The sequence below is a fragment of the Dyella marensis genome (assembly GCF_049532885.1).
Lineage (GTDB): Bacteria > Pseudomonadota > Gammaproteobacteria > Xanthomonadales > Rhodanobacteraceae > Dyella_D > Dyella_D marensis.
In genome coordinates, this window is the sequence record NZ_CP064029.1 from 1076575 (window position 1) to 1093782 (window position 17208).

13 protein-coding genes and 1 pseudogene are annotated in these 17208 nt (G+C 67.5%); 7 read left to right on the forward strand and 7 right to left on the reverse strand.

Translation table 11 applies throughout. The features are described from left to right. Positions 1 to 98: 98 nt before the first annotated feature. Positions 99 to 797, forward strand: a pseudogene (locus ISN75_RS04630) (response regulator transcription factor); the annotation flags it as partial. 103 nt (positions 798 to 900) lie between these two features. Further along, positions 901 to 1884: a histidine kinase dimerization/phospho-acceptor domain-containing protein gene (locus tag ISN75_RS04635; protein WP_167252268.1), complete on the forward strand. Its 984-nt coding sequence runs from the start codon at positions 901 to 903 to the stop codon at positions 1882 to 1884. Between the two features lie 100 nt (positions 1885 to 1984). On the opposite strand, the gene ISN75_RS04640 is transcribed toward ISN75_RS04635, so the two are convergent. Continuing rightward, complete coding sequence (locus ISN75_RS04640) at positions 1985 to 3340, reverse strand: 3-oxoacid CoA-transferase subunit B (RefSeq protein ID WP_167252267.1); 1356 nt, start codon at positions 3338 to 3340, stop codon at positions 1985 to 1987. Positions 3341 to 3575: 235 nt separating this feature from the next. Between ISN75_RS04640 and ISN75_RS04645 the strand changes: the two genes are divergently transcribed. Beyond that, the gene (locus tag ISN75_RS04645) at positions 3576 to 4565 is read left to right on the forward strand and encodes an isoaspartyl peptidase/L-asparaginase family protein (protein WP_167252266.1); all 990 of its coding nucleotides are present in this window, start codon (positions 3576 to 3578) and stop codon (positions 4563 to 4565) included. A 103-nt stretch (positions 4566 to 4668) separates the two neighbouring features. On the opposite strand, the gene ISN75_RS04650 is transcribed toward ISN75_RS04645, so the two are convergent. From ISN75_RS04650 to ISN75_RS04670, 5 genes are all read right to left on the reverse strand, one after another. Beyond that, positions 4669 to 5130, reverse strand: a complete 462-nt coding sequence (locus tag ISN75_RS04650) for a hypothetical protein (RefSeq protein WP_343819633.1) — start codon at positions 5128 to 5130, stop codon at positions 4669 to 4671. Next, positions 5127 to 6296: a sialidase family protein gene (locus ISN75_RS04655; RefSeq protein ID WP_343819634.1), complete on the reverse strand. Its 1170-nt coding sequence runs from the start codon at positions 6294 to 6296 to the stop codon at positions 5127 to 5129. Before ISN75_RS04655 ends, ISN75_RS04650 begins: the two co-directional genes overlap by 4 nt. A gap of 15 nt (positions 6297 to 6311) precedes the next feature. Continuing rightward, a complete protein-coding gene (locus ISN75_RS04660) occupies positions 6312 to 8552 on the reverse strand; it encodes a TonB-dependent receptor (protein WP_343819635.1) in 2241 nt (746 codons plus the stop codon). Between the two features lie 111 nt (positions 8553 to 8663). Beyond that, entirely contained in the window at positions 8664 to 9227 is a 564-nt protein-coding gene (locus ISN75_RS04665) for a response regulator transcription factor (protein ID WP_343819636.1), read from the reverse strand. An 82-nt stretch (positions 9228 to 9309) separates the two neighbouring features. Continuing rightward, positions 9310 to 10596 (reverse strand): ATP-binding protein, encoded by a 1287-nt coding sequence (locus ISN75_RS04670; protein ID WP_168648179.1) that lies wholly within the window; start codon positions 10594 to 10596, stop codon positions 9310 to 9312. Between the two features lie 121 nt (positions 10597 to 10717). Here ISN75_RS04670 and ISN75_RS04675 point away from each other — a divergent pair, with 121 nt between their 5' ends. The 4 genes from ISN75_RS04675 to ISN75_RS04690 all read left to right on the forward strand — a co-directional run bounded on the left by ISN75_RS04675 (position 10718) and on the right by ISN75_RS04690 (position 13217). After that, a complete protein-coding gene (locus ISN75_RS04675; RefSeq protein WP_167252727.1) occupies positions 10718 to 11092 on the forward strand; it encodes a diacylglycerol kinase in 375 nt (124 codons plus the stop codon). An 85-nt stretch (positions 11093 to 11177) separates the two neighbouring features. Continuing rightward, positions 11178 to 11801, forward strand: a complete 624-nt coding sequence (locus ISN75_RS04680) for a LemA family protein (RefSeq protein WP_167252261.1) — start codon at positions 11178 to 11180, stop codon at positions 11799 to 11801. A 7-nt stretch (positions 11802 to 11808) separates the two neighbouring features. After that, positions 11809 to 12714 carry a TPM domain-containing protein gene (locus ISN75_RS04685; RefSeq protein ID WP_167252260.1) on the forward strand — a complete coding sequence of 302 codons (906 nt, stop codon included), beginning with the start codon at positions 11809 to 11811 and terminating at the stop codon, positions 12712 to 12714. Next, positions 12714 to 13217, forward strand: coding sequence for a TPM domain-containing protein (locus ISN75_RS04690; RefSeq protein WP_343819637.1), 504 nt, complete (start codon positions 12714 to 12716; stop codon positions 13215 to 13217). The genes ISN75_RS04685 and ISN75_RS04690 overlap by 1 nt, the downstream gene beginning before the upstream one ends. A gap of 1052 nt (positions 13218 to 14269) precedes the next feature. On the opposite strand, the gene ISN75_RS04695 is transcribed toward ISN75_RS04690, so the two are convergent. Further along, a complete protein-coding gene (locus ISN75_RS04695; RefSeq protein WP_343820889.1) occupies positions 14270 to 17131 on the reverse strand; it encodes a TonB-dependent receptor domain-containing protein in 2862 nt (953 codons plus the stop codon). Positions 17132 to 17208 lie beyond the last annotated feature (77 nt).

Genomic DNA, 17208 nt, shown 5'->3' on the forward strand with positions numbered 1-17208 from the left:
TTTTGCGTCATTCGCTGAACGAATACGAAAACGTTTCACACCCTACTCACCGGCCGCGAAGTTAGCTTTCACCAATGTGAAGTGCTAGGAGGTAAAGGATGAGTTCTCGCGACGAACAATCTGGTCTGATCCTGTTGGTAGAGGACAACCGGCAGATCGCCGAAATGGTCGGCGAATTCCTGGAGCGCCGTGGCTACTCGGTCGACTACGCCTCCGACGGCGTCAGCGCCCTGCATCTGGCGGTGACCAACAGCTACGACGTGGTGGTGCTGGATCTGATGCTGCCGGGCATGGATGGCCTGGAGGTGTGCCGCAAGCTGCGCAAGGAAGCGAAGAAGTCGACGCCGGTGCTGATGCTGACCGCGCGCGACACCCTCGAGGACAAGCTGGTCGGCCTGGAATCCGGCGCCGACGATTACCTGGTCAAACCCTTCGAAGTGCGCGAACTGGAAGCGCGCCTGCGCGCCCTGATCCGCCGCGACCGCCGCCAGGTTTCCACCGAAGTGCTCACCGTCGGCGACATGACGCTGGACACCGCCACGCTGCGCCTGACCCGCGCGGGCAAGGAACTGACCGTCTCGCCGATCGGCCTGAAGCTGCTGGCGATCCTGATGCGCGAATCGCCGCGCGTGGTGAGCCGCCGCGACATCGAGCGCGAGATCTGGGGCGACACGCTGCCCGATTCGGACACGCTGCGCTCGCACCTGTACAACCTGCGCCGGGTGATCGACAAACCCTTCGACCGCGCGCTGCTGCACACCATCCACTCCGCCGGCTATCGCCTGGCCGACCTGGATGCGGAAACCCCGGGCTCGAAGTCCGGCCTGGACCTGCCGCGTTCGCCGCTGGATGCGGAAGGGCATTCGTCCAAGAACCAGGTGGCCTTCCTGAAGTAACCCGATGGCCGCATCGTTTTCACCACCGGCGACGGAAGGCTCCCGCCGCGGCGCCTTCCATCGCCGCATGGCCTGGCTTTTCGGCCTGCAGACGGTGGCGGTGGCCGCACTGTGCGTGCTGGGCGTGACCCAGGTTCTGCCGGCGCTGGCGGTGCTGGGCCTGATCGTGGTGCTTGGCGCGCTGGGCTGGCTGATCGCGCGGCGCCAGTGGCGCCAGGTGCGGCGGCTGGCCAAGGCGGTGAGCAGCTGGGACGAGCGCAAGGCCGATATCGGCGAATGGACGCCGGGCGAACTGCCTAGCCGCGCGGATGCGGACGTGGCGGCGCTGGCCGAAGGCCTGTATGGCTTCGCCCACCGCATCGCCGGCTACAACCAGCGCGAGCGCAACTTCACCCGCGACGCCAGCCACGAGCTGCGCAGCCCGCTCACGGTGATCAAGATGTCGGCCGACATGCTGGCGGACGAACCCACCCTGGGCGAGTTCGGCCAGCGCTCCGTGCAGCGCATCAAGCGCGCCACGCGCGAGATGGAAGCGCTGGTGGAAGCCCTGCTGATCCTGGCGCGCGAGTCCGACAAGGGCCTGACCGAAGAAGACTTCGTGGTCAACGACGTGCTGGAACGCGAACTGCGCGACGTGCGCGAACTGCTGGAAGGCCGCCCGGTGACGCTGCGCCTGGACGAGCCCGCGCGCTTCGCCCTGCACGGTTCGCCGCGCGTGTTCGCCGTGCTGTGCTGGCAGCTGATCCGCAATGCCTGCCAGCAGGCGGAGGAAGGCACCATCGTGATCACCGTGCATCCCGGCGCGGTGACGGTGACCAACCGCGTGGAGATGGGGCCGGATGGCGTGGACCGCCACGGTTTCGAACTGGCCATCGCGCAGCGCATCAGCGAGCGCTTCGCCTGGCCGCTGGAACTGCAGACGCGCGACGGCAACCAGCACGTGGCGCGCATCCGCTTTCCGCAGCCGCTGCCGGCGAGCGCCGCGTAGGCTGGGGTGAGCCGCAGGCGAACCCCGACATCGGTATATCGGTGCGTTGCGTATCGTTGGGGTTCGCCTGCGGCTCACCCCAACCTACGCCGGCGGAGCATCAGCCCAAGGTCGACGCCACCGCGAAATCGCAGCCCGTCTTCGCCTTCACCTCTTCCACCGTCACGCCTTCCTGCAGTTCGATCAGGGTCAGGCCCTTGCCTTTCTCCACTTCGAACACGCACAGGTCGGTGATGATCAGGTCCACCACCTGCTTGCCGGTGAGCGGCAGATCGCATTCGTTCTTGATCTTCGGCGTGCCGTCCTTCGCGGTGTGCTCCATCAGCACCACCACGCGCTTGACGCCGCTGACCAGGTCCATGGCGCCGCCGGGGCCCTTGACCATCTTGCCCGGCACCATCCAGTTGGCCAGGTCGCCGGTGCAGGAGACTTCCAGGCCGCCCAGGATCGACAGGTCGATATGGCCGCCGCGGATCATCGCGAACGATTCGGCGCTGGAGAAGAAGCTCGAGCCGGGCAGGGTGGTGATGGTCTGCTTGCCGGCGTTGATCAGGTCGGGGTCGACGTGCGCGTCGTCCGGGAACGGGCCGATGCCGAGCAGGCCGTTCTCCGACTGCAGGGTGACGTCGATGCCTTCCGGAATGAAGTTGGCGACGAGGGTGGGAATGCCGATGCCCAGGTTCACGTAGAAGCCGTCGCGCAGTTCCTTCGCCGCGCGCTGCGCCATGGCGGTGCGCAGCGGGCTTTCCTTGCCGGTGTTGGCGCCGGCGACGGTGCGGAACTCGATGCGCTTCTCGTACGAGGGGCCCTGGATGATGCGGTCGACGTAGATGCCCGGCACGTGGATCTGGTCCGGCTCCAGCATGCCGACTTCGACCAGCTCTTCCACCTCGGCCACGCAGATCTTGCCGCAGGTGGCGATCATCGGATTGAAGTTGCGCGCGGTCTTGCGGAACACCAGGTTGCCCAGGCGGTCGCCCTTCCACGCCTTGACGATGGAAAGGTCGGCGTGGATGGCTTCTTCCAGCACGTATTCCTTGCCGTCGAAGATCTTGGTTTCCTTGCCTTCGGCCAGCTTGGTGCCGAACGCGGTGCGCGTGTAGAAGCCGGGGATGCCGGCGCCGCCGGCGCGCAGCTTCTCGGCCAGGGTGCCCTGCGGCACCAGGTGCAGTTCCAGTTCGCCGGCCAGCACCTGGCGCTCGAATTCCTTGTTCTCGCCCACGTACGAGGCATACACGCGCTTGACCTGGCGGGTCTTCAGCAGCGGACCCATGCCGAAATCGTCCACGCCCGCGTTGTTGCCGACGATGGTCAGCCCCTTGGTGCCCTTGGCGAGCAGGGCGGCGATCAGGTTCTCGGGGATGCCGCACAGGCCGAAGCCGCCGGCGGCGATGGTCATGTCGTCGAACAGCAGACCGTCCAGGGCCTGCGCCGCGCTTGCATAAACCTTGTCCATTGCGATGCCTTCTAGCAGGGAGAGCCAGCTGCCAAGGATACGACGGATCGGCGCCGGCTCATGCTGTACCAAGGTCCAGGACGCTTGCGGCGGCGGCCGCGACATGCCCGCGGACAGGGCACATTCGGCTGAGTACGGCCATTCCGCTGGCTATACTCGCCCCGACCATTCGGGGAGAACGACCGTGAAGTTGCCTTGCCTGCTTGCCGCCTTTGCGCTGCTGGGAGCGTCCGCCATGAGCCATGCCACGACCCCGGTGCTGGTCATCCACGGCGGCGCCGGCGTGATCAAGCGCGATATGAATCCCGCCCGCGAGAAGGCCGTGCGCGCCGCGCTGGCCCAGGCCCTGCAGAACGGCTACGGCCAGCTCAAGGCCGGCAAGCCGGCGATGGATGCGGTGACGGCGGCGATCACCGTGCTGGAGAACGACCCCAACTTCAACGCCGGCAAGGGCGCCGTGTTCACCCACGACGGCAAGAACGAACTCGATGCCGCGGTGATGGACGGCTTCACCCTCAAGGCCGGCGCGATCGCCGGCGTGCACCGCGTAAAGAACCCGATCCTGCTGGCGCGCGCGGTGATGGACAAGAGCCCGCATGTGATGCTCGCCGGCGACGGCGCCGAGGCCTTCGCCAAAGAAGTGGGCGTGGAACTGGTCGATCCTTCGTACTTCCGCACCGAGGAGCGCTGGCAGCAGTTGCAGAAGGCGCTGAAGGAAGACGCCGAGCATCGCCAGCACGAGGACATGGAAACCGCCAGGCATTTCGGCACGGTCGGCGCGGTAGCGCTGGATACGCAGGGCCGCCTCGCCGCGGGCACTTCCACCGGCGGCATGACCAACAAGCGCTGGGGCCGCATCGGCGATTCGCCGCTGATCGGCGCGGGCACCTATGCCAACAACGGCTGCGCGGTGTCGGGCACCGGCTGGGGCGAGTTCTATATCCGCACGGTGGCGGCGCACGAGATCTGCATGCGCGTGACGCAGATGCGCGTGCCGCTGAAGCGCGCGGCGGCCGAGGTGATCAACCAGGAGATTCCCTCGATGGGCGGCAATGGCGGCGCGATCGCGCTGGACGCCCAGGGGAATGTGGCGATGCCGTTCAATACGGACGGGATGTTCCGCGGGTGGATCGGCGAGGATGGGAAGCCGCACGTGGCCATTTATGGCGATGAGGATGACGGCACGCACGATCCGCTGCCGGCATCGGAGAGCAGCGCGGAGTAAAGCGCACCGCCTGGCGTAGGTTGGGGTGAGCCGCAGGCAAACCCCAACAAGACGCGGCGTTTGGCGCTGGCGATGTTGGGGTTCGCCTGCGGCTCACCCCAACCTACGGAATCGTGGCGAGCTTTTCCGGCGTCAGCTGCCCGCTGATGCCCTTGCGCGAGCCGTCCGCGCGGATGATCAAGGTGCGCGGCAGCTCGCCGCCCCAGTTCGGATCGATCAGGTAGTTGATGCGCTCGGGCGTGGCATCGGCATAAGCGCGCGAGGGAAGCATATCGACGCCGGCCGCGTGCAGGCGCTGTTCCAGCGCGGCGTTTTCGGCCACGCTGTCGGTCGCGACGGCGATCAGTTCGATCTCGCGCGGATGCGCCCGCTGCAGCTTCTGCAACGCCTGCAGATTCGATTCGCAATACGCGCAATCCAGCCCCCACAGCGCCAGCACGCGCACGCCATGAGCGGGCGGCTTCAGCAGGGCGGGCACGTCTTCCGCGGTCAAGGCGACCGGTGCGCCGGCCTGCGCCGCGAACGGCAAGGCCAGGCACAGGGCGAGCAGCGCGCGCCGGATCACAACGCCTCCGTCGGCACCACGCGGAAGCCGCCGGCGGTATTCCAGGCGACGAACGCGCGGTGCTGCCACAGCAGCAGCTGCGGCGCGGCAACGGCGCCCTTCTGGTTCGCGATCTCGCGCGCCTCGCCGAAGCTGGCGCCGCCGTCCTGCGATTCGCGCAGCATCAGCGCGAAGCCCTGCGCATTGACCTGGTTCCACACCACCCACACCTGCTTGCCGCTCGCCGCCACGTCGGCATGGCTGGCGCCGGCGGTGGCGATGGTCTGCAGATGCGCCGGCGCCTTGCCCGGATCGAGCTGGCCGTAATGGATGGCCGGCTTGTCCTTCGCCTCGTACCAGACCGCATGGCGCACGCCATCGGCGCCGATCGCCAGCCCCGGGCCGTGATGCGGACAGCCGGCGATATGCCAGTCATCGAAGGTCGCGCGCTGCGGTTCGAGCGGACGGCCATCCGCATGCAGCACTGCATACGCGTGGTCGCGGATGTTGTCGCCGAAGATGCTGCGGTAGAACGCGGCGATCTCGCCCTGCGGCGTGCTGGCCAACGCGATGCGGCAGCACTCGCAGGTTTCGTCGGCGAGCTTGCGTTCGGCGGAGAAGCTGTTGCCGCCGTCGCTGGAAACGCTGGTGTAGATCGCCGCGCCCCGGTACGGCTTGCCCTTGGCGGTGGCGGCTTCCAGATCGCGCTTGTCGATCCACGCCATCACGATGCGGCCCTTGCTGTCCACCGCCATCGCATCGAAGCGATGGGTGATCTCGGCGCGGTCGTGATGCACGGTGAGCGGTGCGGAGAAATGCTCGCCGTTATCGGTGGAACGCGCGAAGCGCACGAAGCCGGTCCACGGCCTGGCGTGCGGCTGCGACCAGCTCACATACAGCTCGCCCTTGGCGCCGAAGGCGATCTTGGGCCGGTTCTCGCCTTCCGCGTAGATCGGCTCGGCCTGCGCGTTGACCGGCACCGGCGCGCTCAGCGTGCGGCCGAAATCGTCCGAATGGCGCAGGCGCACGTGGCCGTCCGCCGCATCCACCACCCACAGCCGGCCCTTGCCGTCGAGCGCTGCGCTGGCGCCCAGGTCCGGCCCCTTGGGCATCGGCATGCCCGCCATGTCATGCGCCGCGGCGGCGCTCGCGGCAAGGCCGAACAACAGGGTGAGGGCTAGGCGCATGGCGCGGCTCCGGTATCAGTAGTCCCAGCGCACTTCGCCGAAGAAGGTGCGGCCGGGATAGGGATGGTAGACCCAGTAATGCTCGTTGGTGAGGTTGTCCACGCCGGCCGAAGCCGTCCATTGCGGCGCGAATTTCCAGCGCAGCCTGGCGTCGGCCACGGTGAAGCGGCTGACCGCGCCGTAGGTATTCACGAAATCGCTGTTGTCGAGCGAGCCGTACTGGCGGCCGGAATGGCGTATGGCCAGCGAGGCGTCCCATTCCGGCGTGATGCGGTAATCGGCGACGAAGGTGGCGCGCACCTTCGGGATGCGCGGGAACCACTTGCCGTCGGCCAGCGGATACTGGCGATCGCTCAGCGTCTTGGCGTGGTTGAACGCGACGCTGGCCTGCAGATCCAGTCCGGCGATCCACACGTCTTTCAGCGCCAGCTCGCCCTCGATGCCGCGCACGCGTACCTTGTCCACGTTCTGGATATTGGTGACCGTCGGCGTGACCGTGATGTCGGTCTGCGAATACAGCGAATCGGCGATGCGGTCCTGGAACAGCGACACGCGCCAGTGGCCATTGGCCAGCGTGCGCAGCAGGGTCAGGTCGGTGGACCAGTCGCGCTCCGGCCGCAGGTTCGGATTGCTGTTGACGATGGCGTTGGCCGAGATGCTGCCCTGGAACAACTCGTTCACCGTGGGGTAGCGCACCGCCTTGCCGCCGGCCAGGCGCAGCTGCCAGTCGTCCGCGAAGTCCCAGGCCAGCGCCGCCTTGGGCGAGAAGTCGGTGCGCTGGCGTTCGGCGTAGCGCAGCGTGGTGGTGGCGTTGGCGCGCAGGCCGTCGTAAGCGCGCCATTGTTCCCAGCGGCCGCCGAGCGTGAGCGTCCACGCCGGCGCGAAGCCCCACACGTCCTGCAGATACGCCGCGTAAGTGCGGGTGCGGCCGCCGAAGGCGCTGGTCTGCGCGCCGTTGGCGTCGCCGCGCCAGTCGCTGGCCTGGCGCACGCGCGAATCGAGCACGTAGCGGTCGCCGTGCAGGCCGGCGTACAGCGTGTGGTGTTCGCCCAGCGGGCCGGAACTGCGCAGGTCCGCGGTTTCCCAGCCGGAGCCGCCGAGGTCCGCCACCGTGCCCGGGCCGCCGAGCGGGCCGACCGGCGGGGCGAGGCTGGCGGTATGCGTCTGCGAGCGCACGAAGTCGTACTTGCTGCCCACCGCGGTCCAGCGCCAGCCGTTGTCGAAGCGGCCGTTCAACTCCACGCCGTACAGCGCATGCGTCTCGCGCGTGGCGGAAGGCGCCAGGCCGCTGGCCGGCAAGCTCCAGGTGCGGCCGTAGGCGCTGATCGCGCCGCTGTAGACCGGCTGGCCGGAGAGATCGCGGATCAGGCTGCGCGTGCGGTCGTCCGCATGGTTGTGCCAGTAGCCGAGGGTGAACAGCGCCGAGATCTTGTCGGTGACATCCACGCCGACCTTCAGCTTCGCCTGCGTCTGCTCGGTGTGCTCGATGGTGTTGGCGCCGTAGACCAGGCGCGGCGAACCGTTGGGGTTGCGGTCCAGCGTGGCGCCCTGCACCGGCACCGCGCGCGCCGCATTGCCGCCCGCGGTGGCGGTGGCGTACTGCATCGGCTGGCCGTCGTTGTCGAGCTTGTTGAGCGCGAGCATCCAGCTCCAGCGGCCCTGCTTGTTGCCGAGCGTGGCGTTGAAGTTGCGGCCGTTGTAATGGCCGCCGGCGCCGTAGTGGTCGGTGAAATGCTGGCTCATCACCTGGGCGCTGGCGCTGGCCACGAAGGTCTGCGGCAGGCGGGTGTGGATCAGCACCGTGGTGCCCATCGAATTGCCGGGATACAGCGCCGAATAAGGCCCGTACAGCACGTCGACCGCGCCGATTTCCTCCGGCGCCACCATGCCCCAGCGCGGCGCGCCGTCGTAGCCGTTGGTCATCAGGTTGGACAGCAGCAGGCCGTCCGCATAGACCAGGCTGCGCGCGCTCTGCAGGGTGCCGGCGTTGCGGCCGCTGATCACCGCGTTGGGGTCGCCGATATAGCGCTTGCGCACCTGCAGGTTCGGCGCGTACTTCAGCGCGTCGGAGCTGTCGGTGACGTTGTGCTTCTGCAACTGCTCGCGGCTGACGCGCACCTGCACGCCGGGCGTTTCGGTCACCTGGGTGTCGCTGGCGTGCACGTGCACGGCTTCCAGCGTGCTGGCCTGCTGCGCGAAGGCAGGCGCGGCGAACAGGGCCAGGGGGAGGACGCGGAGGCGGAGCGGTCGGTTCAAAGTCGTACCCTGGACCCAGGTCAAGGGTTGCGAGGATAGCCGCGCTCCCGTGAGGAAAAAGGCGGCGCGTTGTCGCAGGCCGTGTTTCCGTTTACCCGGTTGTCGCCCGGCTTATTCCTGGTCCGGGCGTTCCCGCACCGGATGCTTGCTCAGCTTGCGCTGCAGAGTGCGCCGGTGCATGCCCAGCCGGCGTGCCGTCTCGGAGATGTTGCCGTCGCACTCGGTCAGCACCCGCTGGATGTGCTCCCACTCCAGCCGGCGCAGGGCCAGCGGGGCTTCCGGGGCGTCCAGCAGTTCGTCGTCGGCGCTCGGGGCGTCGCCTTCCAGCAGGGCGCGCACCACGGCGTCGGCATCGACCGGCTTGGCCAGGTAGTCGTGGGCGCCGCGCTTGATCGCCTCCACCGCGGTGGCGATCGAGGCGTAGCCGGTGAGCAGTAGCACGCGCATCTCCGGCACCAGGGCGCGCAGTTCGGGAATCAGGCGCAGGCCGTTTTCGTCGCCCAGCTTCAGGTCCAGCACGCAGTAGCGCGGATGGTGGCGGCGGGTGAGGGCGCGCGCCTCGTCGGCGTTGCCGGCGGTGAGCACCTCGAAGCCGCGCGAGCTCAGCGCCCGGGCCAGCACGCGCGCGAAGGTCGCGTCGTCGTCGATGATGAGCAGGGGCTGCTGGTCGGTCATGAATGCGGTTCCCGGGGGATTGGCCGCACGTATTGTCGCGCAAGCCTGACCGGCGGGGCCGGGGGCGCGGCGAAGTGTCCCGTCAGCCGTCCTTGGCCTCCACCACCGCCAGCGGCAGGCGCAGGCGCATTTCCGCGCCGCCGTCGGGGGTGTTGGCGGCGGTCAGCTCGCCGTGCAGGCGTTCGGCGGTGGCTTCGGCCAGGGCGATGCCGATGCCCAGGCCGGTGGGTTTGTGCGACTGGCCCACCACCGCCGGCGCGCCGGTGGGCGTGAAGCCGGGGCCGTGGTCGCGCACCACGAACTCCAGCCAGCCGCCTTCGCGGTGGGCGATCAGGTCCACCGCCTGCGACTGGTTGAGCGCGGACGCCTCGAAGGCGTTGTTGAGCAGGTTCAGCAGCGCGTGGCGCAGGCCCGGCGGCGTGCGCAGCACGATCTCGCCGGCGTCGTCGTCCATCTGCAGTTCCAGGTCGGCTTCCGGGCGCAGCAGCTGGAAGCGTTCCAGCGCACCGTGAACGAAGCCGTCCAGCGTGGTGCATTCGGGCACCTGCGACAGCTGCGCCTTACCGAAGGCGACCATCTCGCGCAGGATCGTGCGGCAGCGCTCCACCTGGCCTTCGAGCAGGGCCAGGTCCTCGCCCAGCACGGTGTCGGCGGCGTGCTCGCGGCGCAGTTCCGGCAGCAGGGTGCGCATGGTCGACAGCGGCGTGTTGAGCTCGTGCGCCGCGCCGGCGGCCTGGGTGGCGATGGCCAGGATGCCCTCGTCGCGCAGCGCGCGTTCGCGCACGCGCTGCATCTCCACTTGTTGCAGCCGCACCGCGCGTGCAAGGCGATTGGTGAAGAAGGCCAGCAGCAGGGCGGAAATCACGAAGTTCACGCCCATGCCGGCCACGTGCAGGCTGAAGCCGTTGGGCCCGAACGCGTGCTCCGGCATCGGCAGCGGCACGTACCAGCCCAGCAGCACCACGTAGGCCACGCCGGCCAGGATCGCCACCGCGAGGATCGCGCGCACCGACAGCGTCGCCGCGGTGAGCGCGATCGGCACCAGCAGCAGGGTGATGAAGGGATTGCTGGCGCCGCCGGTGAAATACAGCAGATAACCCAGCACCAGGGTGTCGGCGGCCACGTGCAGGATGGTTTCCCATTCGCGCAGCGGCGTGGGCTGCGACAGCCGCCAGGCGGCATAGACGGCGAACACCGCCAGCGTGCCGATGCCCACCAGCAGCGGCAGCAGCGGGATATCCAGCTTCATCCACAACGCGCAGACCAGCACCGCCACGCTCTGCCCGGCGATGGCGCAGATGCGCAGCCAGGCCAGGGTGCGGGTGAGGGCGGTGGGGCCGATGCGCTGCTGGGCGAGGGAACGTCTCATGACCGCCATTCTAGCGGCCGCCCCCGAAGCGCCGGGGCGCTATGGCATCATGCCGCGTTTGTGGCAGCACCCGGCCGGCAGCCCGCCGCCCCGGGACGCCCATGAGCACGGACTTACAGCTATGGCAGCCAGCGGCATCCGCGGACCCAAAGAAATCTGGAACGCCTTCAAGTGGTCGATGAAGGGCTTGCGCGCCGGCTGGCAGCACGAGGCCTCGTTCCGCCTGGAGGCCTGCCTGGCGGTGGTGCTGGTGCCGCTGGGCCTGTGGCTGGGCAACGGCCCGCTGGAAAAGATCGCCCTGGTGCTGCCGGCGGTGCTGGTGCTTTCCGCCGAGCTGCTCAATTCGGCGGTGGAAGCGGTGGTCGACAAGGTCAGCCCGGAATTCCACGAACTGGCCGGCCGCGCCAAGGACATGGGTTCGGCCGCGGTGTTCCTGCTGCTGATGATGACGGTGCTGAGCTGGGCGCTGATCCTGGCGCCGCGCTGGATGGTGTGACTTCCGGCGTGCTCCGCCAGGCACGATTGCGCAGTTTCCTGCGGGGTGCTGCAATGTGGCGTCCACCGGATCGGAGTCCACGCCCATGAAATTCCTTCGCGCGATCGCCCTGCTGCTGCTCGTCCTCGGCCTCTCCGGCTGCGGCTACAACGCCATGCAGCGCCAGGACGAAGCGGTCAAGGCCGCCTGGTCCGAAGTGATCAACCAGTACCAGCGCCGCGCCGACCTGGTGCCCAACCTGGTCAATACGGTGAAGGGCTACGCGCAGCACGAGGAAAAAGTGCTGACCGAAGTGACTAATGCGCGCGCCAAGGTCGGCACCATGCAGCTGAGCCCGGACGCGCTGAACGATCCGCAGAAGCTGCAGCAGTTCCAGCAGGCGCAGGGCCAGCTGTCCAGCGCGCTGTCGCGCCTGATGGTGGTGAGCGAGAACTACCCGCAGCTGAAGGCCGACGGCCTGTTCCAGAATCTGCAGGCGCAGCTGGAAGGCACCGAGAACCGCATCACCGTGGCGCGCAACCGCTACGTGCAGTCGGTGCAGGAATACAACTCGATGATCCGCACTTTCCCGAACAACCTCACCGCCAAGATCTTCGGCTACCAGGTCAAGCCGAACTTCACCGTGGAGAACGAGAAGGCGATTTCCACCGCGCCGACCGTCGACTTCGGCAACAGCGCGGCGCCGGCTCCGGCCGCGACGACGCACTGAGGTGAGCGTGCGGCGCCTTTCGCGCCTGCCTTTGTTGCTGCTGGCCCTGCTGCTGCTCGCGGCAGGGCTGGCGCCGCTGCATGCGGATGACGCGCCGCCCAGGCTGGCGCGCCACGTCACCGACCTCACCGGTACGCTCACCGCGCAGCAGGTCGACCAGCTCGACGCGCAGCTGGTGGCGCTGGAGCAGCGCAAGGGCGCGCAGCTGGTGGTGCTGATGGTGGGCAGTACGCAGCCGCAGGATATCGAGAGCTATTCGCTGGCCGTGGCCGAGGCCAACAAGATCGGCCGCAAAGGCACCGACGACGGCCTGCTGCTGCTGATCGCCAAGAACGACCGGCGCGTGCGCATCGAAGTGGGCTACGGCCTGGAAGGCGCCATTCCCGATGCCGCCACCGCGCGCATCACGCGCGAATACATCGCGCCGAAATTCCGCAGCAACGATTACTTCGGCGGCATCAGCGACGCGGTCGGCGCACTCACTCAATTGATCGATGGCGAGGCCTTGCCGCCGCCGATCGAGCCGGCCCATCGCGAGCGCCGCAGCGGCCTGGGTTTCCAGGACATGCTGTTCATCGGCATCTTCGCCGGCCTGTTCCTGCGCGGCATCTTCGGCCGCGCCCGCATCTGGCTGCGCACGCCGCTGGGCGCCGGCCTGATCGGCGGCCTGCTGTGGCTGCTGGCGGCCAGCCTGGGCGCCGCGGCGCTGGGCGCGATCATCGGCGGCGTACTGATGCTGCTGCCGGCTGGCGCCGGGCGTTCCATCGGCGGCGGCGGGTGGGGCGGTTTCGGTGGCTGGGGCGGCGGTGGCGGTTTCGGTGGTGGCGGTGGCGGCTTCGGCAGCGGTGGTGGCGGCGGTTTCAGCGGGGGCGGCGGCAGCTTCGGCGGCGGCGGCTCCTCGGGGAGCTGGTGATGGGACGCGCCCAACGTTTCTTCGCGAATCTGAGCGGCGCATGGTTCCTGCTGCGCAGGGCGTTCACGCCTGCCGTGCTGGATGAGATGACCCGCGCTATCGCCGACGGCGAGCGGCGCCACAAGGGCGAGGTGTGTTTCGCCGTGGAGGCGCGGCTGTCGCCGTGGGATGTGCTGGAGGGGCTGGACGCGCGCCGGCGCGCGGAGCAGGTGTTTGCGCAGTTGCGCGTGTGGGATACCGAGCACAACTGCGGCGTGTTGTTTTATGTGCTGCTCGCTGAGCATCGGATCGAGATTGTTGCCGATCGCGGGATTGCGGCTGCGGTGCCGCAGGCGGAATGGGATGCGATCTGTGCGCGGATGCGCGAGTGTTTTGCGCGGGGTGAGTGGCGCGAGGGGAGCCTCGGGGGGATTGGGGCTGCGCATGAGTTGTTGGCGCGGCATTTTCCGGGGGATGGCGCCGGGAGGCCGGATGAGTTGCCGGATCGGCCTGTGTTGCTTTAGTGGGTTTCGCGTGGGCGCGATGTGGTCGCTCGCTCCTTGCTCGTCGTCCTGGCGTAGGTTGGGATCCGGTAGCGAATAGGTGTGGTTGTCGCGATTTGGCCGCTTATGCAGCGGGCATTCCGTGCGCCTGCCGGCGCCCGGGTCACTTTCTCTTTGCTGGCCCAAAGAGAAAGTAACCAAAGAGAAATGGCCTCAAGTCAAAGGCTCGCGACGCGACTAGAAGGAGCAGTGGACGGTTGCGGTAACTTGATTAACCTGGGTCTACACGAAACGGCAGTGCGTTTGCGTAGCGGGTGCTTCAACGTGCCGTGGCCGAGAGGACTTTCAAGGACCGAGGCCAGCTTTTGCTCTTCGTTCCTGCACACCTCACGACATCACCCCTCTCCCCTCCGGGGAGAGGGCAGGGTGAGGGGCCTGGCGGAGCGCAACGCTAAATCTTGCCGTGGCGTAGGTTGGGGTGAGCCGCAGGCGAACCCCAACACCCGCACCTTCACGCGCCTCGCCACGTTGGGGTTCGCCTGCGGCTCACCCCAACCTACCCTTGTGTGGCGGGGTGTAACGCTGCGCTCCGCCCGAACCCTCATCCGCCTGCCGGCACCTTCTCCCGGAGGGAGAAGGGTTCAACCTGAGAAGCTGAGGTAAAACGCACCGCTCAAGCTGGCCTCAGTTCTTGAACATCCTCTCGGCGACGGCACGTTGAAGCACCCGCTACGTAAACGCAAAGTCGTTTCGTGTAGACCCAGGTTAATCCGGTTACCGCAGCCGTCCACTGCTCCTTCTAGTCGCGTCGCGAGCAGTGGCTCTCAGGCCATTCTCTCTTTGGTTACTTTCTCTTTGGGCCAGCAAAGAGAAAGTGACTCGGGCGCCGGCAGGCGTCCGAAATGCCCGCTGCATAAGCGGCCAGTCCGCGGTAACGCAAAATCCAGGCGACACAGAAACTGGATCCCGACCTACGCCGGGATGACGAGCAAAGAGCGCCCCGCGCGCCCAAAAAAAAGGGGTGGACCCGAAGGCCCACCCCCTCAAAACAAAAATTCCATCCGCCTAAGCGATCAGAACTTCTGGTTATACGACACGTAGAAATAACGATCGATATCGAACGCCGGATTGTACGGCGGGCTGCCGCTGCCGAAATTCGTCACGTTGTAGTAGTAGGGGCTCTTCTTGTTGAAGATGTTGTTCACGCCAACCGTGAACACACCCTTCCACGGCGCCGTATAACGCACCTGCGCATCGTTGAACGCCAGCGAACCCTTGCGGCTCACGCCCACGCCCACCAGGCCGGGGGCCACGTAGGTCGGCATGTTGCACTCCACCGTCGACGTGTAGCAGCTGTCCTTCAGGCCGGAGAAGTAACGCACCGTCCAGCTCGCGCCGAACTGCTTGTAGTCCCAGTCCAGCTGCAGGTTCGAGCGCAGGCGGTACAGGCCGGTGATGCCGCCGTTGAGGTTGCCGGCGCCGTCGGTCATGAAGCCGACCGCGTTCACCGCCGGAGCGCCGGGGCCGCTGACCGTCTCGTACTTGGTCAGGTAGGTGCTGTCAGAGGCGATGCGGAAGGTGCCGAAGCTGGTCTGCGGCAGGCGGTAGTGGATACCGACGTCGTAGCCCTCGGTCTTCAGCGTGCCCAGGTTGGACAGGCTCTCGTTGAGGTTGGTGATCACGCCGTTGGCGCTGCGGCTGAAGCGGTCGCAGAAGGACGAATCGTTCTGCACGTAGCAGTAGTTCAGGATGCTCGACGCGGTGACCGAGGTAATGATGTTCTTCACGTAGATGTTGTAGTAATCCACGGTGAAGTCCAGGCCGGACACGTAGTGCGGGCTGTACACGAAGCCGATCGTGCGGGTGATCGACTGCTCCGGCTTCAGGTTCGGGTTGGAGCCCGAGATGAAGGGCGTCGCGGTCTGGCCGCCGGTGTTGTCGGTGATCGGCTTGCCGGTGCCGTTGTCGATCTGGCGATAGTTCGCCGGCACGCCGGCGGCGGCGCAGCGGGCCGCCACGGTGGCATTGCTGCCGGCGGCGCCGATCACGGAATCGCACGGGTCGACGAAGCTCTCGAAGCTCTGGCCGCTGCCGGCATAGAGATTGTCGATGGTCGGCGCGCGGAAGCCTTCGGCGTAGGTGCCGCGGACCAGCAGGTCCTCGAACGGGCGCCAGCGGAAGCTGTACTTGTTGTTGGTGGTGCTGCCGAAGTTGCTGTAGTGCGAGTAGCGGCTGGCCACGTTCACGCCCAGCTCCTGCGCACCCGGCAGGTCGCGCAGCAGCGGCACGTCGAGTTCGAGGTAGGCCTCGTTGACGATGTAGGCGCCGTTGGTCGGGTTGCTGGCCAGGTTGGTGGTCAGGCCGGCCGAGTCGCCCGCGTCGGGCCGGAAGCTGCCCTTCTCGCCGCGGTGCTCGATGCCGCCGGCGATGCTGACCGTGCCGGCCGGCAGGTCGAACAGGCCGCCGGTGAGGTTGGCGCTGAAGTCGTCGGTCTTGCTGGTCTGGCGCGCGGTGCCGATGTAGTTGATGTAGTTCCACACCGAGGCGGGCGTGCCGCCCGGGCCGGCCAGGATGTTCCACGGCACGCAGCCGGCGGCGCGGTCGGCGGCGCTGGCGCAGGCGACCTGGCCATCGACGATCGTGGTCGGGCCCAGCGCCTTCTGCGCGTTAGGCAGGTAGAAGTTGCCGGAGGAGACCTGGCGGACCTTGGTCTGCGAGTAGGTGTAGGTGGCGTCCCAGTTCCACTCGTGGCCGAGGAAGTTGAAGAAGCCTTCGGCGCCGACGTCGATGTGCGCGAGCTTGGACTTGCTCCAGGTGTCGCGCGGCTGCTCGACGGTGCGGCGGTAGAAGCTGGTCGCCTGGCCCGGGAACGGGTTGTAGGCGTTGTTCGGGTCGATGGTCAGGCCGGTGTTGCCGGTCTGCAGCGGGTAGCCGGACAGCTGGCTTTCGGTGTCGCGCACGCTGTAGCTGGCCGAACCGCGCAGGGTCACGTTGTCGGTGAGCTTGTAGCGGTCCTGCAGGAACAGGTTCTTCAGCTTGGTGCCGGCGCGGAAGGTCATGTCGGCCTGCGTGTTGTACAGGTCGCTCGGCGCGCCGGTGAACGGGTGGTAGTCGGCGAAGTTCGCCGGATTGCCACCGCGGTTCAGGATGTAATCCTGGCCGTCGGCCGGGTTGGTCACGCGGCCCCACGGACCGCCGCCCAGGCTGTCGTCGATATGGCGCGGGCTGTTGGAGTAGCGCGTTTCGGCGCGGTCGCGGTTCCACATCGGCTTGCTGTCCTGGTAGGCAGCGCCGAGGATCAGCGAGTTGTTCTCGGTGTTGTGGCCCCAGGTGAAGTCGACGTTCTTCTGCTGGCCGTCGCCCTTCTCGTTCTGGCCGTAGTAGGCGTTGACTTCGGCGCCTTCGAAGCGGTCGCGGGTGATGATGTTCACCACGCCGCCGATGGCGTCGGAACCGTAGACGGAAGACGCGCCGTCCTTCAGCACTTCGATGCGCTCGATCATCGAGACCGGGATGGTCGACACGTCGGTCAGGCCGCCCAGGCTGGTGCTCCAGCGGCGGCCGTTGACCAGCACCAGGGTGCGGGTCGAACCCAGGTTGCGGATGTTCACGTAGCGGCCGCCGACGTCGGCGCCCGACGACAGCGTGTCCTGCGGGGTGATGTCCGGCGTGCCGGCGGACGGCATGCGGGCCAGGATGTCGTTGACATTGGTCAGGCCGGTCGACTGGATCGCCTGGCGGTCCATGGTGAAGATCGGCTGCGAGGTCTCGACGTCCACGCTGCGGATGCGCGAGCCGGTGACCGTGATGGTGTCCAGGCTCTTGGCCTTGGACTGGTCGGCGGCGGGAGCGGGGGCGTCCTGGGCGGCGATGGACCAGGTCTGCAGCAGGAGCGCTGCGGCGATGGCGGTAGCCAGCAGGGTCTTTTGCTTCATTGTTATAGGAACTCCGAACAAAAAATAGCCAGCCGCCAGCTACTTAGCGCTGGTCGCCTGGATATCTGGGATGGCGC

What these genes read in the sequence shown, in the direction of transcription:
- ISN75_RS04635 (WP_167252268.1), top strand. Translation starts at nt 901, where the DNA reads ATGGCCGCATCGTTTTCACCACCGGCGACGGAAGGCTCCCGCCGCGGC.
- ISN75_RS04640 (WP_167252267.1), bottom strand. Translation starts at nt 3,340, where the DNA reads ATGGACAAGGTTTATGCAAGCGCGGCGCAGGCCCTGGACGGTCTGCTG.
- ISN75_RS04645 (WP_167252266.1), top strand. Translation starts at nt 3,576, where the DNA reads ATGAGCCATGCCACGACCCCGGTGCTGGTCATCCACGGCGGCGCCGGC.
- ISN75_RS04655 (WP_343819634.1), bottom strand. Translation starts at nt 6,296, where the DNA reads ATGCGCCTAGCCCTCACCCTGTTGTTCGGCCTTGCCGCGAGCGCCGCC.
- ISN75_RS04665 (WP_343819636.1), bottom strand. Translation starts at nt 9,227, where the DNA reads ATGACCGACCAGCAGCCCCTGCTCATCATCGACGACGACGCGACCTTC.
- ISN75_RS04670 (WP_168648179.1), bottom strand. Translation starts at nt 10,596, where the DNA reads ATGAGACGTTCCCTCGCCCAGCAGCGCATCGGCCCCACCGCCCTCACC.
- ISN75_RS04675 (WP_167252727.1), top strand. Translation starts at nt 10,718, where the DNA reads ATGGCAGCCAGCGGCATCCGCGGACCCAAAGAAATCTGGAACGCCTTC.
- ISN75_RS04680 (WP_167252261.1), top strand. Translation starts at nt 11,178, where the DNA reads ATGAAATTCCTTCGCGCGATCGCCCTGCTGCTGCTCGTCCTCGGCCTC.
- ISN75_RS04690 (WP_343819637.1), top strand. Translation starts at nt 12,714, where the DNA reads ATGGGACGCGCCCAACGTTTCTTCGCGAATCTGAGCGGCGCATGGTTC.
- ISN75_RS04695 (WP_343820889.1), bottom strand. Translation starts at nt 17,131, where the DNA reads ATGAAGCAAAAGACCCTGCTGGCTACCGCCATCGCCGCAGCGCTCCTG.